General features: G+C 44.9%; 5 protein-coding genes. All 5 read left to right on the top strand.

The window, feature by feature from the left end:
* Window positions 1–245 precede the first annotated feature (245 nt).
* The 5 genes from F3I09_RS12625 to F3I09_RS12605 all read left to right on the top strand — a co-directional run bounded on the left by F3I09_RS12625 (window position 246) and on the right by F3I09_RS12605 (window position 22,508).
* The gene (locus tag F3I09_RS12625) at window positions 246–2,627 is read left to right on the top strand and encodes a TonB-dependent receptor (RefSeq protein ID WP_149695391.1); all 2,382 of its coding nucleotides are present in this window, start codon (window positions 246–248) and stop codon (window positions 2,625–2,627) included.
* 255 nt (window positions 2,628–2,882) lie between these two features.
* Window positions 2,883–5,054 (top strand): DUF6055 domain-containing protein, encoded by a 2,172-nt coding sequence (locus F3I09_RS12620; protein ID WP_149695390.1) that lies wholly within the window; start codon window positions 2,883–2,885, stop codon window positions 5,052–5,054.
* Window positions 5,055–5,687: 633 nt separating this feature from the next.
* Window positions 5,688–12,287, top strand: coding sequence for a DUF5977 domain-containing protein (locus tag F3I09_RS12615; protein WP_149695389.1), 6,600 nt, complete (start codon window positions 5,688–5,690; stop codon window positions 12,285–12,287).
* 22 nt (window positions 12,288–12,309) lie between these two features.
* Window positions 12,310–13,935 (top strand): hypothetical protein, encoded by a 1,626-nt coding sequence (locus tag F3I09_RS12610; protein WP_149695388.1) that lies wholly within the window; start codon window positions 12,310–12,312, stop codon window positions 13,933–13,935.
* Window positions 13,932–22,508, top strand: a complete 8,577-nt coding sequence (locus tag F3I09_RS12605) for an RHS repeat-associated core domain-containing protein (protein WP_149695387.1) — start codon at window positions 13,932–13,934, stop codon at window positions 22,506–22,508. Before F3I09_RS12610 ends, F3I09_RS12605 begins: the two co-directional genes overlap by 4 nt.
* Window position 22,509: the final 1 nt, after the last annotated feature.

Below are 22,509 nucleotides of genomic sequence, written 5' to 3'. Positions count from 1 at the left end.
TGAATTAATTCTGAATACAGGTAGCGGGCTGACCGGGAGGCAGATATATAATATTTTATTGTAAGTTATGGGGGCCTTGCTGATGCATGAAAATCAATACAGTAAGCTGTTTGAGGGAGTGGTGCGATGCCTTGGGCTAAGCTTCCCGTGCCCCTTGCTATTCCTTTCCATCGTGTACTATTTTTTCCCGATCCGAGTCGGTTGCTACTCATGAGTAGTTTTTCTTTGCATAAAATTTACTGTAGTTGAAACATCTATACTTTTTACTCAGTTTCGTCCTGGTCAATATTACCGCATTCGCACAATCTGGTACTATTAAAGGAACGATCAATTCCGCCGATGGCAAGCCCGCCGCTTTTGTAACTGTGGGTTTGAAGGATACGAAGAAGGGAGCAGTGACTAACGAAGAAGGGCAGTTCTTAATCAAAAACGTAAAGCAAGGCGACTATGTACTGGTAATATCTTACACCGGTACCAAAACAATACATCAACCAGTTACCGTTACTTCAGACCAGACAGCTGATGTTACACTGGCCTTGGAAGCAACTGCTGCACAGCTGAATGAAATAGTGGTGGCAGGTACCAAAACAAGAACGATCAACAAAACCCCTGTTAATATAGGTAAGATCCCTGTTGCAGCTATAGACCTGCCCCAGGGTGTTGCTGTGATCGGGCATGAAGTACTGGAAGAACAACAGGTACAGCGCATGAGCGATGTAGTGAAGAATGTGAATGGCGTATACATGGCCTCTTCCCGTGCCAGTACCCAGGAGGCTTTTAATGCAAGAGGATATGCTTTTTCCAGCACCAATATGTTTAAGAATGGGGCACGTGTAAATTCTGGTGTAATGCCTGAAATGAGCTCACTGGAGAAAGTGGAGATCCTGAAAGGAAGCGCTGCGATCCTGTATGGTAACGTAGCTCCGGGTGCAGTAATGAATATGGTGACCAAACAGCCTAAGTTTAATTTTGGCGGTGAAGTGAATGTACGCGCAGGCAGCTATGGGTTGTTAAAGCCTGCATTTGACGTGTATGGTCCTATTTCTTCCAAGGTAGCATACAGGATTGATGGTACATTTGAAACAACAGACAGTTACCGCGATAAAGTACATTCAAAACGTTATTATGTAAATCCTTCCCTGCTGTTCAGGTTAAGTGACCGTACAGAATTGCTGGTACAGGGTGATTATCTGAAGCATGACTTTACGCCTGATTTTGGTATCGGTTCCCTGGATAATAACAAAATACCTGACGTACCACGCAACAGTTTCTATGGCACGCCATGGCAGTATGCACATACACAACAGGCATCTGCAGGCGCTTCTATCAAACATAAGCTGAATGATGTCTGGACGTTGAACGGTATGTTCTCTTACCAGAGATATAGCCGCGATTATTACGCTGTAGAAAGGATCCAGGCCGATGCTACCGGTAAATGGGCCCGTCCGCTGAACAGGACTTTTAACAGTGAAGATTATTATCTGGCGCAGGTAGACCTGAACGGTAAGTTCAGAACAGGTAGCCTGGAACATAATGTGCTGGCAGGTGTGGACGGAGACCGCTACTATACCAAGGCTTATACCTACAACCAGCCTGCTACATACGATACCATCAACATTCTGACCCCTGATCTGTATACACCGCGTACCGATATACCGGATGCAGTAAGGATCAAGGATGTAACAACGCCGATCAACCGTATTGGTGTGTATGTTCAGGATCTGATCAAAATCACTCCTAAGTTGAATGTCCTGGCAGGTGTCAGATTCTCTTACCTGCAGAATGAAGCACCGGCTACTTACGACTACAAATCTGGCCAGACTACTAAGACTGCCGCTAAATATGACGATGCCTTTTCCCCAAGATTAGGTATTGTGTACAAGCCAATAGAGACCATGGCAGTATTCGCAAGTTATTCCAACTCTTTCACGCCTAACACAGGCCTGGCTGTTGACAGTACCACCCTGGACCCATCTGTTATTGATCAGTATGAAGTAGGTGTTAAAAATGATTTCCTGAAAGGAAAATTGTCAGTGAATATTACTGCATATCGTATTAAGAATAGCAACTACGCACAGACGGCTCCATTCCAGAAAGACGGTGTGACGCCTAATAACAATACTAACCTGAAAGCATTGATCGGTGAAACTTTAAGCCGTGGTGTGGAAGTGGATATAGCAGGTCATCCTTTACCTGGTCTGGATGTCATTGCCGGATACAGCTACAATAATATCACGATAGAAGGCAGCAGTGGTTTAAGTGGTGGGTCTATAAATGGTGAACGTTTGGTAGGCAATCCAAATCATACTGCCAATGCTAACGTGTTCTATACTTTGCAGAAATCCACGCTGAAAGGACTGAAGTTTGGAGTAGGTTATTATTATATCGGTCAGCGTTTCGGTGGCTGGAATAATACTATCAACCAGACCCAGAAATACAACCGCCTGATCTCCGCACCAGGTTTCTCTACACTGGATCTGAGCGCCGGTTATTCTTTCAAACGTTTTTCAGTACTGGCTAAAGTATCTAACGTTACCAATACCTACAACTATTACGTACACGAGAACTACAGTATTAACCCGATACCACCTACCCAGTTCGTAGGTACCGTATCTTACAGGTTCTAAGATATAAGTGATCATAAACAATGAAAGCGGGTGTCCCAAATTATGGAGACACCCGCTTTCATGTTGATGCTTACCCGATGTTGTCCGGATTGTCATTTTAAGTTAATATCCTGCCCATTTCCGTTAATATCTGTTGGCGCCTCAGTATGCATTTCCGTTAATTTTATAGCTATAGTGACCCTATTGAAAGGCCATAAGTATCTGTAGCCCATCTCCGCAATTCATTTGTTAACTGTACATTAAAAAACACGATCCATGAAAACAAGTGTACTACTATTGCTATGCCTGTTACTGACGGGCAGTCTTTCCGCGCAGAAAACTGTTTACATTCCTGCAGAATTTTCAACTGCACCACTGAACACCTGGTCTTACAGTAAGTCCTATCAGTCAGCCAACTTTATTGTCTTCTGGGGCAATATCGTAGGCACCAGCCCTGCCACTTACTCAGATCCTAACCTGCGCTTCAATCCGCAATCTGTTTGTGATACGCTGGAAAAGATCTATACGAAGTTTATCACAGAGCTTGCTTTTTGCTCAGATGCGCCTGCAAAGAACCTGGGCAAATACAAGATTATCATCGTGATGAATGATACCTGGGGAACCAACGGTCCTTCCGGTTGGGCCTTCGGTGGTACCTATGGCAATACTATCGGTGCTATGTGGGTACATCCGAATGCCACACGTGATGGTGCAGTGATCAGTCATGAACTGACGCATGCACTGCAGGGTATGATCTCTATACAGGAAAATACGGTAGGAGGAGGTTATGTCAACTACGAACCCGCCGGTTTCTTCTGGGAGGCGCATGCCAACTACATGCGTACACAGATGTATCCCCGTTTTGCAGGAGATGATCTACCACGCTGGATGGGCACGCAGATGTTCCACCTCAGTTCTACCCGGCACCATTATGGTACCTTCAAATGGCTCTATACCATACAGGAAACGGAAGGTATCAATATGGTGAACAGGTTATGGAAGGAATCTGTGGCTAATGAGCATCCGCTGATCACCTATCGCAGATTAAAAGGATGGACACAATCCCAGCTGAACGACTTCCTGTATGGTTATGCCAAACGGGAGGTGACTTACGATTACCCGGTGAATAATTTCGGTAGCATCATGCGGGCATCAAGGAACGCTTTGAAGAACAGTGAGCCTCATTATGTATGGCGTTTATACACGATCCTGACCCAGATCAGCGCGTCTACCGGCCGGTACGTTGTACCAGATGTTTTTGCTCCGCAAGACTATGGTTATAACATTATCCCGCTATACACTACCTGTAGTTCCCGTAATGTGACGGTGAAGTTCAAAGGACATACAGAAGTGAATACTACTGCCGGTTGGCGTTACGGTTTTGTGGCTGCCAATGCAGATGGCACTATATCCCGTTACGGCGCCTTAACCAGCGCGAATGAGGCGGAGATCAGTTTCCAGATGAACAGCAATGAAACCCAGTTATACCTCGTGGTAATGGGCGCTCCTACCACACATACCTCTTATGTATGGGAGCCGGGCTGGCCTAAGATCAAAAGATATCCTTATGAGATCCGTGTGGCCAATGCCGTACCTGAAGGATACCAGAGCAATTTCCGGGCTGCTTATAAGACCAATGGGCATGCACATTCCAATGGCGGTGGCTGGGTAGCTAATTCGGCTACGGTAGCATCTACTGCCTATGTTGGACCTAACGCCATTGTGCTGGGCAATGCGAATATTTCCGGTACTGCCAGGATAGAAGGTACCGCCTGGGTGGAAAATGCTACTGTGCAGAACAGTGTCGTGATAGGAGGGAATGCCAGTGTATGGAACGGGACCTATTCCGGAACGGCTAACGTTGGTGAAAATGCTATCCTGAGTAACTGTACCGTATCAGGCAATGCCATTGTAAAGGGTAATGCGATGGAATGGGGTGTGACCTTCGGCGGTTCGGGCGTTACTGTTGGTGGTGATGCGGAAATAGGCAGCTGTAGTACAGCAGGTGTCTATCTGCAGGTGCCGCACACAAACAATGGTCGTACAGAATGCGATGGCAGGCCGGCTACTCATACTTCAAATGTAGACGTTAATACCACTTTTACCCGCTTCACCGATGCCCAGATGGCTTTCACAGGAACGGTTGCCTGTCCTGCGGCAGCCGGCACACTGGCAGTAGCGCATGTGGCGGAAATGGTCCCTGAAGTGTTGGTATATCCAAATCCTGCCAGTACGGTGATCAATGTTAATATGCGTAATTTCTCTGCTCACGAGGATGTAGTATTGTCATTATACGATACTGAAGGGAAAGTGGTCCTGAATAAAAGAGTAAAGGCTTCACCGAATTTTACGCTCGATGCAGCAGCTGAACGGCTGAAACCGGGCGTATATGTGTTGAAGGTGACAGGTAAGAGCGCATTTACGAAGAAAATAGTGATTACGAAGTAAGACCGGTAATTATTGCCTGTATAAGCAGCCCGTCAGATGTGGACTTAAATCATAAGTCTACGTCTGACGGGCTGTTTCCTTTCTGAAAATTCCTTTTAGTACGCTTGTTTTCTTTATCGCCTAAACGATCAGAGGAGATAAAACCTCGATAAAAAAGTTTGAAATATTATTTTAAGAATGTAAGTTTGCTGTTATTGAGCTTGCTGGAGAACCTATACCGTTTCAGTAAGACTATAGTAATTAATACATTTGTTGCCCTTCTGAATAGTCCAAGATCGAGAGGACCTTGTAACGTTAAGACGCGCAAATGTTCGTAGTGCAATTTTTAAGTCAGTTTAAAGTCAACTAAAGAAATCGTAATCCTGGTTATCTATGAATTTGTATTCCTAAAGAACTTATTGGTACCAGTTTGTTGTTTGCCCGGTGCTGTCTTGCAGCATGACATTCAGGCTTTGTGCAACCTTGAGATAAGGTAGCTGAAAGGGTGTGTATTATATTATTACTTGTTTGCTGCCTTATGGGCAGGGCGGGGGAGCTATACCGTATACGAAAATCTTTGTCAGATTCTAAATCACTGTCTTGTCTCAGAGAAGACTACACGATCAATAAAATAACATTTCAAATATATCCCTGATGATACTGGAAATTAGTGAAAAGCGAAAGAGGCTAGTTGCATACTTCTTGCTTACGCTGCTTTATTTTGAAACGATCATTCCATCCTATGCCCTGGGCAGTTTACGAACGCCCGTTTATGAAACGAGTGTAAGAAAAGCTCCTGCGGGAAATGTGGCGGCATTATCAACAATCCCCAAAAAGCTTGTTACTCCGCCAAAAGGAAACAATGTTGTTTCCAAAACGGCAGCGTCATTTATTGGAGGACCTACCCAGCCGGAGATGCAACAATTTGCCTCTGTCAACAGTGCCAACATGGTTGACCTGTTCTCGGGAGATTTCTCCTATTCGATCCCTCTGTTGGATGTAGGTGGTTACCCGGTAGCTATTGGTTATAACAGTGGCGTTTCTATGGACCAGGAAGCCAGCTGGGTAGGCCTTGGCTGGAATATTAACCCCGGAACGATTACACGTAATATGCGCGGATTGCCGGATGATTTTGAAGGTACGCAGGATACAGTGCAGAAGGTTACCAGCATAAAGCCTAACAGGACATTTGGAGGTACTATAGGCGCAACCGTGGAGTTAGTAGGTTTTCCCCTGAGCAAAAGTCCCAAGGATTCGGGAGGTATTAGTGCTCAGGGCTCTTTTGGTTTGTTCTATAACAATTATAAAGGGATTGGTATTGAAAGTAGTGCGAGTGCAGGTATCAATGCAGGATCGTCAAGTATGGGAACCTTATCGGGTAGCCTGTCCATGACCAACAATTCGCAGGAGGGGGCCTCAGTGGGGATGTCAATGGATTATAACACGAGGTATCGGTACGAACAGGATAAAGGTGGGTATGGAGGTAATATAGCAATTGGTTCTACCTATAGTTCACGCTCCGGTTTAAAGGCAATACAGCTTTCTGCCGGGTTGCAGCAGTATACCTACTCCCAAAAAAATGAAAGATATAGCCCAACGGATGTAATGACAGGATCAGCGAATCTTTCTTTTTCATACCCTACTTACACGCCTGGTATCTCTCTGCCTTATACAAGTTACTCATTCAGCTTTACTGCAAAGCTTGGCTCGGCCAACAAAGTATTGCATCCTAACTGGTTCCTGAGTGCGTATTATTCTACACAGGAAATCAAAAGTGCTGACCGTAGTCTGGCATTGCCTGCCTACGGTTATCTGAATTATCAGCATGCTGGCTCGAATGCTGCAGTGTTACTGGACTTTAACAGGGAAAAGGAAATGCCTTACAGGGAGAAGCCGGAAATGCCAAGTATAGCGATGCCTGCTTATACCTATGATGTTTTCGGTATGACCGGTGAAGGTACAGGTGGAAGTTTCAGGGCTTATCGTGGTGATATCGGATATGTGTTTGACCACCAGATGCGGACGAAAGACGTTTCCGGTGGAGCAAGTGTTGATTTTGGCGGAGGTGATCTGACCCATGGAGGAGTAGACCTTCACCTCAACAGAGCATATACAGTTAACGGTCCCTGGATGGAAGAGAATCCGCTTGCTACCAACGTGGCCTTCAGGAAATCAGATAAGTTCTTCGAAGCGGCTTATTTCCGGAACCCGGGTGAAATGACGATTAATGATACCGCCTTTTACAGGAATATCGGTGGAGATGATGTGGTGGCAGTTAACCTGTATCAGCCTGGTATCAGCAGCAGTGAATTGCGTACGACCAATATCCTCAATCGTTATAAGAATCAGCGTTTTGCAGGTAAACAGATCGTAAGTCCGAAGAACATGCAGAGAACCAGGGATAAGAGAACGCAGGTAATATCTTATCTCACAGCAGAAGAAGCTGGCCGCGGTGGTTTGGCAAAATATATAGAGAATTACAAGGAAAATACTTACGGTATTGGTTTTTGTCCAACCGGGGCTCCGGAAGATACCGCACACGGACTGAAGGGAGATTATTACTCGGGTAAAGGGTTCGAGCAATTCCTGTTCAGCAGAATTGATTCCCAGATCAATTTCATGGATAAAAATGCTATTAATAACAACCTGCCTGCAGGTACCTCTCCGCTGAATACAGCATTTACTGTTCGCTGGAGAGGAAGAGTAAAGGCGCCGGTTACAGGTACTTATACCTTCTATGTTGGTTCTGATGACGGTACCAGGTTTTATCTGAATGACACAATGGTGATCGATGTCTGGAGAGATGACCATCCCTATGCCCTTGAAAAAACAACGGTAAACCTGGTAGCAGGCGAAACGTATGATCTGAAGCTGGAGCTCCTCCAGGGAAAAAAAGGCGCTGTGATGAGGCTCTTCTGGCAATATGGAGGCTTGCCTGCTATGATCATTCCACGGGAGAACCTTTATCAGCCGGCTCTGGATACTTTCACGGTAGCAGGTTTGCCTTTATCGAAAGAAAACAGGATCAATGATTTCCGTAAAAGGAATCACATCTCTGAGATTGATGTGTTAAATAAAGATGGAAGGAGATATGTGTACGGTATCCCCGTATATAATCTTCAACAGAAAGAGGTCACTTTTGCAGCAGATAAAGGACGTGCCAATACAGAGCTGGGAATCGTGAAGTATACTGCGGGTAAGGATAATACGGTAGATAATGAAAATGGTATCGATCATTACTTCAGTAGTGAGCGGGTACCTGCCTACGCGCATTCCTTTTTGCTGACAGGCGTGCTGTCGCCCGATTACCAGGACCTCACCGGTGATGGTATTACACCTGATGATCCCGGAGATGCTATTAAGTTCAACTATACCAAAACCGCAGGTATCAAAAATCCATATCAATGGCGTGCTCCCGCAAGGACTGACGCCACCAGCTTCGGTGAGGCCCAGGCTGGATATAGCGAAGGCCTGAAAACAGATAACCGGGACGACAAAGGAAATTATGTATATGGTGAGAAAGAGCTGTGGTACCTCAATTCGATCGAGTCAAAGAACATGATCGCTACTTTCAAAGTAAGCAAGCGTGATGATCTGGCAGCTATTGATGAAAATGGTCTCAGGTTGCCAGACCAGCGTGCGCGTAAACTGGATGAGATCAACCTGTATACCAAGGCCGACTTTAAAGCACATGGTACAGCGGCAAGACCAATTAAGACTGTACACTTTGATTATAGCTATGAGCTTTGCCAGGGGGCTAACAAGCCCTTGAATAATAATGGTAAGCTGACCTTGAAGAGGATATGGTTCACGTATAATGGCAATGATACCACAGGACGACGTAATCGTAATCCTTATGTGTTCTATTATAACAGTAATAACCCTGGTTATAATCCTAAATCGAATGACCGCTGGGGTAACTATAAAGACCCGCTACAGAACCCCGGATCTTCTGCAGGTAATGTACTGACGAACGCAGATTATCCATATTCCCTGCAGGACAGTACACTTGCTGCACAGAATGCCGCTGCCTGGACATTGGATTCTATCATACTTCCATCCGGTGGCCGTATGAAGATCACGTATGAAAGTGATGACTATGCATATGTGCAGAATAAACGTGCCGCGCAGATGTTCCAGATAGCAGGCTTCTCTGCGGGAAAGCCTGCTTCGTTAAGCGATCTGAGTGCTGATCTGTACGGATTGATAGATTATATGTATGTAGCGGTGAATGTGCCCTATGCAGTAAGCAGCAATGAGGAAGTATATAACAGGTATCTGCAGAACATGGATAAGCTGTATTTCCGTCTGTTTGTGGAGATGCCGGGAGATAAGTTCGGTAAAGGCCGGGAGTATGTACCTTGTTATGCTACCCTCGACCCTGGACAGTTTGGATTTATTAATGGAGGAAAAACGATCTGGGTAAGAATGAAAGCTATTGATCCTGCTGCTAAAATGAATACACCGAGAAGCGTGTATAGTCCGCTGGCACAGTCAGCCATTCAGTTCCTGAAATTAAACCTTCCTTCCAAAGCTTATCCCGGCTCTGATGTTGGAGATGACTTAAGTGCAGTAGATGCCATTAAGGTGTTGATGTCACAGGCGGATAACATTAACAACCTGCTGCTGACATTCGAAGTGATGACAAGGGTCAAGAAGTGGGCGAGGAATGTAGATCTTAGCCGGAGCTACGCGCGTTTGAATAACCCTTATTATAAAAAATATGGTGGCGGTTTGCGTGTGAAAAAGGTGGTTGTCTATGACTATTGGAATAAGATGACGAAACAGAAAGAGTCTGTTTACGGTCAGGAATACCAATACACCACCACCCGCGATGTCAATGGTAAGAAAGAAGTGATCAGTAGCGGAGTGGCGTCTTATGAACCGATCATCGGTGGAGAGGAAAACCCATGGAAGTTGCCGGTGGAGTATAATCTGCAGGTGTCAACATTGACCCCCGTTGACAGGGGATATACCGAACTGCCATTCGGGGAAGGTTTTTTCCCGGCTCCTTCGGTAGGATATAGCAAGGTGCGTGTTAGGACGATCCATGCTGATAAGACCCGTTCTGCAAATGGATATGAAGAAACCAGCTTCTATACGGGGTATGACTTCCCGACATTAACAGATATGAGCAATCTCGGAGATAATAAGAAGCGGTTCAAACCGCTGTTATCAAACTTCCTGCATATCAATGCCCGTCACTTCCTGGCCTTAAGCCAGGGCTTTAAAGTAGAGCTGAATGATATGACCGGTAAGATTAAGTCGCAGGCTTCTTATGCTGAAACAGATCCTGAGAAAGCGCTTACCTACGCGGAGTATTTCTATAAGGTAGATGATGAGAAGGCTTTATATAAACATCTGAATAATACGGTAAGTGTTATTGCTCCGAATGGAACTATTGATACCGCCAGTATCGGTAAAGACATAGAACTGATGATGGATATGAGAGAGCAGCGATCTGTCACTAACAGCCACAACTTAAATATTAATGCAGACCTGTTTACGTTTTCCTTCCCGCCATTATTCCTGATACCAATGGCATTGAATCTGATGCAACGTGAGGAAACAAAGTTCCGCTCTGTTGCAGCAACCAAGATTGTGAGCAGGCACGGTATCCTGGATAGTGTCATCGCCATTGATAAAGGCAGCAGGGTGGCTACCCGCAACCTTTTATATGACGGTGAAACAGGAGATGTATTACTGACAAGCACACAGAATGAGTTCAATGACCCCATCTACAATTTCAGCTTTCCGGTTGGCTGGGCTTACGATGGTATGAGTGGTGCCTATAAGAACATTGGCCTGGTGATGAACAATATTAAGATGAACAATGGGCGGATTGTTGAAGGACTGAATAATGATACCACCCATTATTTTGCTGCCGGTGATGAGCTGTTGATACATTCCTATGAAAGGGTAGCGGGAACGGAATGCGATCCTAAACTGGCCACTTTCCCGGCATCCGCCTTTATTTATGCAATAGATGCAAATGTTACGACCGGTGGTAAGCCGGATATCTATTTCGTTGACAGGGATGGAGTACCGTTTTCCGGAGATGGCATTTCATTAAAGATCGTACGTTCAGGACGGCGCAACATAGCTGCCTCGGTTGGTGGCGTAACCAGTTTGAGTAATCCGCTCAAATTAGTAGCTGGAAAGATGACGCTCGTGTTGGATAGTACCAGCAATGTAGTTGCTGCTTCCTCGGTAGCTTATAACCAGTTCTGGAAAGTGGCCGATAAGAAAAAGCAGCTGAAATCTGTTCAGTGCGTGACTGTACCATACAGCCAGTATGTAGGAGCTGGTGGTGAATGTGGCATACGGTACTATGGTAACCTGGCACAAAGCAGGGTGATCAAGAAGAATGATTGCGGTACGGGCATACAGGGTACGAATGTAACATATACTGTACCTGCGAACAGGTATTCTTCGACTATTAGTGTAGCAGATGCAAATGCAATGGCCGTGTCTGAGATAGACAGTATGGGGCAGATCTATGCTAATATAAATGGAAACTGTAGTTATACCTATAAAAGCAGGGCCGATAGCGTAACAATCCAGCAGCATACCTGTCAGGCGGACGCTATTCCATTGCCGTATACATATAAGATCGCTGCCGGTGTCTTCACTTCTACCATCAGCCAGGAAGACGCTGACCAGCAGGTGAAGCAACGTCTCAGAGACAGTGCAGAGATAAGTGCGGGTATCAACGGACGCTGTTACTATAGTAATGACACTACGGGTATGCTGGTTTATCCGGTTTGTGATTCCGGCAGAGTACCTACTGGTGTATATTATTCAATACCGGCAAATGTTGATACATCAATGATCAGCAAGGCTGCGGCTAATGATAAGGCCCGTGCAAGGTTTGCATTGCCGGCACAGGTGTATGCGAATGCTTATGGTAGCTGTGGAGGGCAAACTATTTATGTTAAAATGTTATTTGCGGATGCACCTGGCAGCGATGAAGAAAATACATATGAAAAGATATCCCTGGCTTTCTACGCAGATCCACAAGGTACAATTCCTCTTTCTGTTACGGATTTAACAGTTAATTACCTGGTAACATTAGTTGATTGTTCCGGAAATGGTGGACAGGATGTTCCTTCTCAGAAAACAATTGTATGTAATGGAACGACGACTGTTATTGGAGAGAAGATCCTTACTCAATGGTCTGATAGTCTTGGGCATTGCAAGCAATGGAATTATGAATTGCTCGTTGGTACAGGGTATACAATAATAAATCAATAAACTATTTTATATAAAGAGTTTTATGAGAACATATTTTCGGGTATTAGCAATAGCCCTGCTATTATTAAATATAGCTCTGGGTTCGCAAGCCCAAAGCTCAGGATCTCCCTGTACATGCGAATGTCTGAAGCCACTATTCGATTACCTGATCACCTCACAAAGGTTGTTCACAAAGGCATCAGACGGTATGACATTAGCTGCTGTTCTGGAAGATGCAAGAGATGCAGGGTACAGTGTATCATACACACAGTGCGCGATCCTATCCCGTAATATAAACGGTGCCTTCTATGCTAAGACGCAAGCAGCTACCGCTACTACTTATCAGGCACTGATAGGAGATTGTACGGTGTCAATAAAATCCGTCAGCGGTAACGTGACATTCAATAATCTACGAAGTGATGCCTGCGGCACTGACGGATCAGTCACTTATCATGTAAATGGAGGGTCTACATTAGTTGCCCGTTTACAGGTAGATTCCTGTGCGACTTGTACTCCGGTGACGACCAGCGCTTGTATTAGCGCCATTACTGATGCCTCAGTAAATCCATATTTATACGGACTGGTTGGTAACTGGAGGCCATCCAGTTCATATGTCTATTACAGCGACCGTAATGAAACGTCTTTTACCCAGGATGTATCGTTACGTAGAGCAGGCGGCATCCGTAGCTTTTCTTCCTTTTGGAAATTTAACAGCAATACCCTTAAAATGGTGAACGACACAACGAAATGGGTCTGGAACAGTCAGTTGACGTTGGTGAATCGCAAGGGGGCTGAATTGGAGAATAAGGATCCCCTCGGGCGTTACAATGCCGGTTTGTATGGTTATGACGATGCATTGCCGGTGGCTGTAGCACAGAATGCCAGATACAGGGAGATCGCATATGAAGGATTTGAGGATTACGATTTTGGCGGTAGTCCCTGTGACTCTGTATGCGCCGTTCCAAGGAGTTTCGACTTTTCTTATTACAGGAACAAATTCGACACTACCGAACAACATACAGGAAAGTTCAGTCTCCGGGTAGATACAAGCGCCGGTATCAGTGCCGGAATAACAGGTACAGAAGACGACGGGTTTGGTCTTGCATTTAATAAAGGTCAGACAGGCTGCGATACGACTATTTACGGCCTGTCTACAATAAGTACTGATGCAAGCGCATTATTGCCATCCTTTTCACCTATCGCAGGTAAGACGATCGTAGTCAGTGCCTGGGTAAAGGAATCCCAGGATTGCCAGGGCACTGCATATGCCGGTAACAGGTTCTCCATACTGATTAAACAACCTGGTGATAGTACCACTGTTATTGCCCAGCCTAAGGGCGCTATTATTGAAGGATGGCAACGTTATGAGGAAGTGATCTCTGTTCCGGAGGATGCAACTTCCATATCTATCGTGATGCAGGCAATAGCAGGGCATGCAGTATACTTTGACGATATCAGGATACATCCTTACAATGCCAATATGAAGTCGTATGTATACAATCCTTCAGATCTGCGCCTGATGGCAGAACTGGATGAGAATAACTATGCGACCTTTTATGAATATGATGATGATGGTACACTCATTCGCCTGAAGAAAGAAACGGAGCGTGGTGTAAAAACCATTACCGAAACGAGGAGTGCACTTTTAAAAGAAAACACTGACCAATGAGACCATTTTTATTATCCCTGAACCATATGAAATCCTGGGCATTGGCCTGCCTGTTGCTGATGATGGCTGTTGCCGGTCAGGCACAGTCTGTGATCTCACTGAAGCAGACACTGAATGGCAGCAAAGGGCAGATAGCTAAAGACTCTGTTGCTACGGTAACAGATAGCCTGTATTTCAATCCGGCAACCATCAATTCGTTGGATACACCTTACAAAGTGAGGAACGTCATCACGTTTAAGATCAACGAATATTCCGCCATAAATTTACCTGCTACATTTACTGCTAATGTAGCCATCAGGATCATTTACACAAGACCTGACCTTCAACAGGATTCTGTGGACAGAACTTTATCTATCAATTATGTAGATACCAGTACCTATACGAGCAGAAGCAGCTTTGTGTTTAATAATGCGCACCAGGTAAGGGTACGCGTACTCAGCCTGACTGTGACAAGCAGTACAGACATTAAACCTGCTTTAGTGCTTGACAATGAAATGCAGGTTTACCCTGTATATAAATTGTCCTGCATGGATAATGCTGTAAAAAGCTTCACGTCTATTCAACCTGTCGATTTTAACGATGCTGATGAACTCATCGTTAGCTGGGCAACGGTAATCGGTGCAGATGTCTATGACCTTGAATGGGCATATATCGATTCAAGTGCATTAAGGGTAAACAGATACGGAAACCCTATCAATACTGCACTGATATTTAAGAATAATGCATCCCGTGTAACGATCCGTGGAAATGGCGTTAATACCGGCAATAGCTATAATATTCCATTACTATACGATCAGGAAGGCGTACTTTATTTCAGGGTAAGAGCGGTGCAGGAAAGAGAGCGTAATGTGCGTATAGAGACCGCGTGGAGCTCTGCTTTCCCAGGGGGATTGGGTAGTTATGCATTTGACGGTCATCAGGTTTCAATGAACTGGCAGGCTACCACCAGCTTTGCAGAGGAAGGCAAACGTAAATCTGTTGTACAGTACTATGACGGTAGCTTAAGAAACCGGCAGACAGTAACAAAGGATAATACGACCAACACTACCATCGTAGGAGAGACTTTTTACGATCATCAGGGCAGACCGACGATACAGGTAATGCCTTCGCCTACTTTGAATAGTATTATCAAATATTCACCGGGATTCAATACGGGGATTAATAGTGCCGAGTATGACAAAGGACAGTATGATACACTGCCTTCTCCCACAACTTTCCTGACGGCAAGCGCCAACCCGATGTCTACCAGCAGTGGTGCTAACCAGTATTATTCTCCGAATAATCCCGATACCTCAGGTTTTAACAAGTTCATTCCTGATGCGGAAGGATATGCTTTTACAGAGACTGTTTATACACAGGACAATACAGGAAGGATCAGCCGTCAGGGTGGGGTAGGACCTGTATTCAGCATCGGCAGCAATCATGAGACGGAATACTACTATGGTTCTCCCGGAGTGAACGACCTGGATGCCCTCTTCGGTACAGATGCGGGCGATAGGACACACTATTTCAAGAACATGGTCCAGGATGCGAACGGACAGTATGCCGTAAGCTATGTAGATATGCATGGCCGTACCGTGGCTACTGCCCTCGCCGGTCGGCCAGATAGCGCCAGCCTGTCTGACCTGTCTTCCTATAGTGAACTGAGTGTTACTGATACCTTATCCACTAAGAACAGTAACATCGTCAAGGACCTGACATTAGAAAACAGGCAAAGCCAGCTGGTGACGATGAAAGGTGACTACACCTTTAATTACCAGCTGAAGGCGCCAGCAATAAAACTGAACGGTTGCCAGGGGCAAATATGCTTCAATGGTCTTTATGATCTTGAAATAAAGATCACAGACGATGCTTATAACCAGCGTTTAGGTGGTAAACCTTTTGACACGGTATTCCACAACTATAACCTGGACAGTATAAAGGCAGATTGTAGCATCCAGCCCAGAGATTTCAATGTGAGTTTTACAGTAAACCTGCCGAAAGGGAACTATGAGGTCACCAAGCAGCTGACCATTAACCGTGAGGCACTGGAATACTACAGAGATAGCATCTTCCTGAAGCAGAATACCTGCATCACACTCGATCAGTTTATACAGCAGCAACGCTCTTTGCTGGAGACTGCGCAATGTGTACCCGATTGTAAATCCTGCCGTGATAGTATTGGTACCTGGGCTCAATTCTGGGCTAAATACCCAGCGCTTATAGGACAAGCAGTAGAAGATTCCGCTTTGTACAAAGCACAGGCATTATCAGACTATAATAATGCTGTTGAGAACTGTGATGCTTTATGTAATACCACCAGTGACGCTACAGATATCCGCAAAGGGATGCTGCTGGATGTTTCCGCACCTTCAGGACAGTATGCCAATCCGGATGACAGTACTACTAACGTTTATTCCATATTCTATCATAAGGATCAGGGTTTCCTTCCTCCATACAGGCGCGATACCGTTTACTATATGAATGAGGCTGGTTTGCCTGATATGGTATATGACGATGAAACGCAGTCATATGTTAAACCTCAGCAATTATCACCAAAAGCATTTGCGGCCAAGTTCAAGGATTCCTGGGCAGAGGCGTTGCTGAAATTCCATCCTGAGTATTATAAATACCTGGCTTTTCTGAAGCATAAGGCCAGCTATGATTGGGACAGGAAGATGGAGGCTGTTGATGAATATGCAACGGCCCGGGATAGTGGTTATCTGAATCCTATAGCAGATACTGCTTTTGTTTTCCCGGCAGTTCAGGCAAACAAGGATCCGCTGGCGGCAGAAAATTCTTTATGGAATACGCAGCTCAAACAGATCCTGACCAACTATAATAGCCAGACAGCTCCGGATAGCAAGCTTTCTCTGTGGAGTGTTGCTACCCTCAGCGTGAAATGTAAAGATGCTGTGAAAGGTTGTTTTGATACCTATAAAACACCTTCAGCTGCATTTAACGAAGCAGTGTTATGTCAGGGCGATCTTGATATGGCCTGGAGAAGCTTCCGTCAGTCTTATCTGGCGGCCAAGCATAATCTCCTGGATGCCGATATCTATAATGTAGGTGCGCCTGCAGGATATGCCATGATAACCGCTGAGCAGCTGATAGAAATAGGAAAATATCCGCGTTTCAATACATCTGCAGCCGCTTTGTCGCAGAACGGGCTGGGGTACCTCAGCACTAACAAGACACAAAATGAGTTGACAGACTCGCTGAATAAAGCGCTTGACACAGTATATGCGCAGACCTGCAGAGCCTATGTGTCTACCTGGATGCAGCAGCTGGCTCCTTGTAAGTATGATACAACTGCCTGGAAAGAGATCAGGACGAAATTGTTGGAAGTGTGTAGACAGGGATCGGATGTAGACCATCCACTGGGCGCCAGCTCAGTCAAGCCGTCCAGCAGTTACAAGTACAAAAGTTTCCAGGATGTATTAGATGAATACAACCAGACTAATCATATCGATAGTCCCTGGACATGCAACGCATATCTGATCACGGCTCCTGCTCCATATGACAAGCAGCCGGCTTATGCAGATAAGCAGACTTATACAGGTCCGACGGATTGTGAGTGTAACCAGTTACGCACTTTGCAGACAGAATACAATGTGCGTAAGAAAAACATAGACACTACATTAGCGGCTTATCTGAACCGCACAAGAGGTACATCGCTTGTACAGGCGGATATCCAGGTATTATTGAATGCATGTAGTGCTTCTGCAGGTAGCTGTAGTTATTTGTCCCAACCGGTGGAAATTCCGGTGTTAATCCAATGTAACGTTGCTCCTCCGTGCGTTTCATGTACGGAAGTAAAGCAGGCATACGACTCTTTTAAAGTGAAGTTCCCTGGTGTTACACCGATGGAGCAGGAAACAGATTCGCTGCAGCAGTTGAAGAATCAGCTGTTCGCTGCTTATATGAATAATCGCCTCGGATTCGGGAAGCAGGCATGGGAATATCTTGTTTTTATGGATACCTGTGCGCTGTATACTACTAAAGACAGCACGGTTTGCAAAGCTGGTAATAAGCTTTATCATACCTATGAGGAATGGCTGGGAAGAGGTGTTGTTATCGCCGATATGGTTCGTACACCGGATAACGGTTACCTCTTGGCAGGTTCCCTGAAGGGTATAGCAGATAGTACTGTTAGTTTAGCGAGAGTGAGTGATACTTCAAACGTATCTGTAGGGCCTGTGACGCCTGTAGTACAGCGGGATACTGTCGCACTCCTGCTGAAAGTGGACAAGAATGGAAATGTGGAATGGGCAAAACACTACGGCTTCGGCTCTGATAACTACTTTACAAAAGTAAGAACGACCAGCGAAGGGGGATATGTGGCAATCGGCTCGGTACAAAGTGTAGGACGTGATAGTTCAGCTGTGCTTATCGTGAAGACTGATGTAACCGGAAATGTTCAATGGAGTAGGAAAATCGGGTTAAGTACCGCGAATGGTGAGACAGGATGGGACATTATCCAGACCAGCGATGGTGGCTATGCTTTTGCCGGAAGAACAAATAATAACTACGTAGACAGCACCGGTGATTGGTTAGTGGGCGCTATAGATGCCAATGGATATGGCAAGTGGTTGAGACAACTGGGTAATGGTAGTATTGACGAAGCTTATTCAATGTTTGAAGACCATGACAGTTTGGTGGTGTTAGGAAGCACTTTCCTGGTGCATAGCGGTGGGTGGCGTGACTATGACGTTGTGATCGTTAAATTGAATAAGAATACGGGGGTAACAAACAAAATATTCAGATATGACTTTGGAAGCGCGCCGGGAACAAATAATAACTATCCAAATATTGTTCAGAAGACGACTTACGGGTTTTTATTCAATGTTACAAATGGGATCGGGAAATCGGCGAGGAGTGGAATTGTAGGTATTACCAATAATGGAGATGTACTTTCCTCACGTCAGTTGTCGAGTCCATTAGATACAGTAGTTGCCCAGGGAATGCCGATGGTAGGATCTGCTAATGGGATTCTTGCGGTACAAAACGTGCTTACTCAGCCTAAAAATATATTTACATTTAATAAGATCAATAGTGATACTACACTTGCCTGGTCTGATCTGATAAAATTAGATAGTTCATCTTTCCTGAATGACGTACTGGAAAGATCTGATGGTGGCTACGTTGCAGGAGGTACCTACGGTACCCGCGGATTGCTGGTTTATACTCCTGTATCGGGACGGCTGACCTGCGGTGACTCTACGCTGAATAGTACCTTCACCTCGCTCAGGGTTACGCCCAACAAGAATGGTCAGATGAATATTAACATGGCGAGAAGCATTGATAGTGCGCTATTGCCTATTTCTATTCAGTCTGTTGACCTCACGATATATGATTTTGGCCTTGGCTGCAATGACAGCGACAGTTGTTATAAAATTCGTGGTGGTCCGTTGTTATGCGGAAATTCAAATGCTATATTCCGTAGCTATACTGACAGTTCGAACAACTGTTCAGATAATGAATACTTTGCGGTGAGCAAAGGAACGGAGCTCTACAATGCATACGTTGATTCACTGAGAACAAGCTTTGGTAATACCTATACTGACAGCTGCATACAGGCCGGTCAGAAGGAAGCATATACCTTGACATACAATATCAGCGAATACCATTACACTTTGTATTATTATGACCAGGCAGGGAACCTTGTTAAAACTGTTCCTCCTGCGGGTGTGGTAGTGGATCGTTCTGCGTCATGGGCCAGCCGTGTAAGAGCTGCGAGAGCGGCCGGAATTGATTTGACACCAGCGCATACTATGGTGACTAAATACCGGTACAATACCCTGAACCAGGTAGTAGCACAGCGTACCCCTGATGCCGGAGATAGTAAGTTCTGGTATGACAGGTTGGGTAGATTAGCGGTTTCCCAGAATGCAAAACAGCAGCCTTTAGCGGCTTATAGCTATACGCAATATGATCCTTTAGGACGAATCACAGAGGTCGGAGAGATTTCCAGCAGCACTGCAATGGATAATGCACTTAGCAGGAGTCCGGGTAGCTTGTCCGCTTGGTTTACAAACTCGGCCAACAGCCGTACCCAGATCACCAGGGCGACTTATGACATTGCTAATAGTTTTATTGTTGGCTACTTATCTCCTGTTAACTTACGCAACAGGGTAGCCTGGACTGCACTGTATGATTCTGCTCCTGAGCAGGCTGCCGGTGGTTATGCTGCTGCTACTTTCTATAGTTATGACATTCATGGGAACGTCGATACCCTGTTGCAGGATTATAAGAAAGGAAGCATGGCTGCTGCGCAAAATCGCTTCAAGAAGATTGTGTACAGGTATGATTTGATCAGTGGTAAGGTAAATCACGTAGCCTATCAGCCTGGAATGCCAGACGCTTTTTATCACCGTTACAGTTATGATGCAGAAAACCGCCTGACGAATGTTGAGACCAGCAGTGATAGTGTTTATTGGGAGAATGATGCATTTTACCAGTACTATAAACATGGACCACTAGCGCGTAGTGTAATTGGGCAGCAACAGGTACAGGGGATGGATTATGCGTATACGCTGCAAGGCTGGTTAAAGGGTGTTAACAGCACTTCTATCGGCACCGGCTTTGATATGGGGCATGATGGAACCAGTGCAGCCAGAGATGTCTTTGGATTTGCGTTACATTATTATGGCGACAGAGAGTATAAGACCCTTGGTCAGGGCCTGAGTCCTTTTGCATCGGTAGGAAATACCGGGTTTAAACCGCTGTTCAATGGTAATATAGGGGCCATTAGTCAGTCTATTCCTTCATTAGGCACTCCTTTGCAGTATGCATACAATTATGACGTTTTGAACCGTCTGAAGGGTATGCAGGTGAGCAGAGGACTGGATTCTCTGATTAATAAATGGACGCCGGTAAGTCTGCCTGATTTTAAAGAGGATATTAGTTATGATGCAAATGGTAATATCCTGACTTATAACAGGGCGGGTAGTAACACTTTTGCAGGCAAGCCACAGCCAATGGATAGTCTTATTTATAACTATAAGGCAGGAACCAATAAGCTGACTTATGTACAGGATAAGGTATCTCCTTCTAATTACGATGTTGATATTGATAACCAATTATCTGGAAACTACGATTATGACAGTATCGGTAATCTGACTAAGGATGTAAGTGCAGGTATAACAGCTATTGACTGGACGGTGTATGGTAAGATCAGAAGCATCATCAAGGGCGGTACGCTTATTAATTATACCTATGATGTAGCTGGTAATCGCATTAACAAGAATGTCAATGGAATAGAGACCTGGTATGTACGAGACGCAAGCGGTAATGTGATGGCCGTTTATGAGAAAGGAGATCCGGGCGTTAATGGTGGTAAATTGTCAAGGTCGGAGGTACACCTCTATGGTTCCAGTCGTTTAGGCGTTAATTCATTGGTTACCAATCTGGAAGATGCGCAGCCGTCTACTGCTGTAAATTTACCTGGATTAGATTCAGGTATAAATATTAATTTCATACGTGGGAATAAGGTCTTTGAATTAAGTAACCATTTAGGGAACGTACTGGCAACGGTGAGTGATAAGAGGTGGCTGCAAACTGCTGGGTGGTATAAGGCGGATGTTCGGTCGGCGCAGGAATATTATCCGTTTGGGATGATGATGGTGGGGAGGAGTTATAATGCGGGTAATTACAGGTATGGGTTTAATGGGAAGGAGAATGATAATGAGGTGAAGGGAGATGGGAATCAGCAGGATTATGGGATGCGGGTGTATGATCCGAGGTTAGGGAAGTTCCTGTCGGTTGATCCATTGACGCCCGAATATCCAGAATTAACGCCGTATCAGTTTGCGAGTAATAGACCAATTGATGGTATAGATTTAGATGGTTTGGAATATGTGATGTTCATGGATTTAGAAAAAAAGATTTTGGGCACAAACCATTTGGAGAAAATTGATAAAGGGTTTACAGAGCGAGCGACCAAAGCGTTAGCTAGTTTAAAGAATTTGCCTGCGGCTATAAGGTCTAGCTTAAAGACTTTACCGACAACAACTACGATTGCGGATCCGCGTGTCAAGGACCATTTCACAGAGATTGGAAAGAATTTTGTGCATTCTGCAAAAGATATTGTAAATGACTATGGTAGTTTAATAAGAAAGGCATCAAGGGGTAACGAATTCGCTATTGGGGCATTGGCATTTGAAACAGCAATGTTTTTAACACCTGGAGCAGAGGAGTTAAAGGGGCTAACATTTGAGACCAAGACGTTATCTCACCTAAATAAAACAATTAATATTGCAAAGAGATCAATCACAAATGCTGAGGGGTACGAGGTTACTCGATTCTTTGTGAGAAATGAAGATGATTTGTTGCGAGTGGCTGAGGATGCTGCGGGTGGTTCTTTAGATAATTTTGTTGAGAGAAAACCAAATAGATGGGTAGGAGAGTTGAATGGCGAACAAATTCAAATTGAATGGGAGCCTGCAGGGCATATTAATACGAATGAGGGGCCTCACGTAAGAATTCAGAGGGGAGTTGTTAACCCTAAGAATGGTAAATTAAAATGGGATAATGGCGAGAAATATTTTATCTATGGTCAGGAACAGCTTTTTAAACCCAAAGCAAAAAAATAGG

This window comes from Chitinophaga sp. CF418 (assembly GCF_900142925.1).
GTDB lineage: Bacteria > Bacteroidota > Bacteroidia > Chitinophagales > Chitinophagaceae > Chitinophaga.
The sequence above is the reverse complement of the archived record's forward strand: the minus strand, read 5'-3'. Positions and strand labels throughout refer to the sequence as shown.

Coding starts and splice junctions, on each gene's coding strand:
- F3I09_RS12620 (WP_149695390.1), top strand. CDS start 2,883: ATGAAAACAAGTGTACTACTATTGCTATGCCTGTTACTGACGGGCAGT.
- F3I09_RS12615 (WP_149695389.1), top strand. CDS start 5,688: ATGATACTGGAAATTAGTGAAAAGCGAAAGAGGCTAGTTGCATACTTC.
- F3I09_RS12610 (WP_149695388.1), top strand. CDS start 12,310: ATGAGAACATATTTTCGGGTATTAGCAATAGCCCTGCTATTATTAAAT.
- F3I09_RS12605 (WP_149695387.1), top strand. CDS start 13,932: ATGAGACCATTTTTATTATCCCTGAACCATATGAAATCCTGGGCATTG.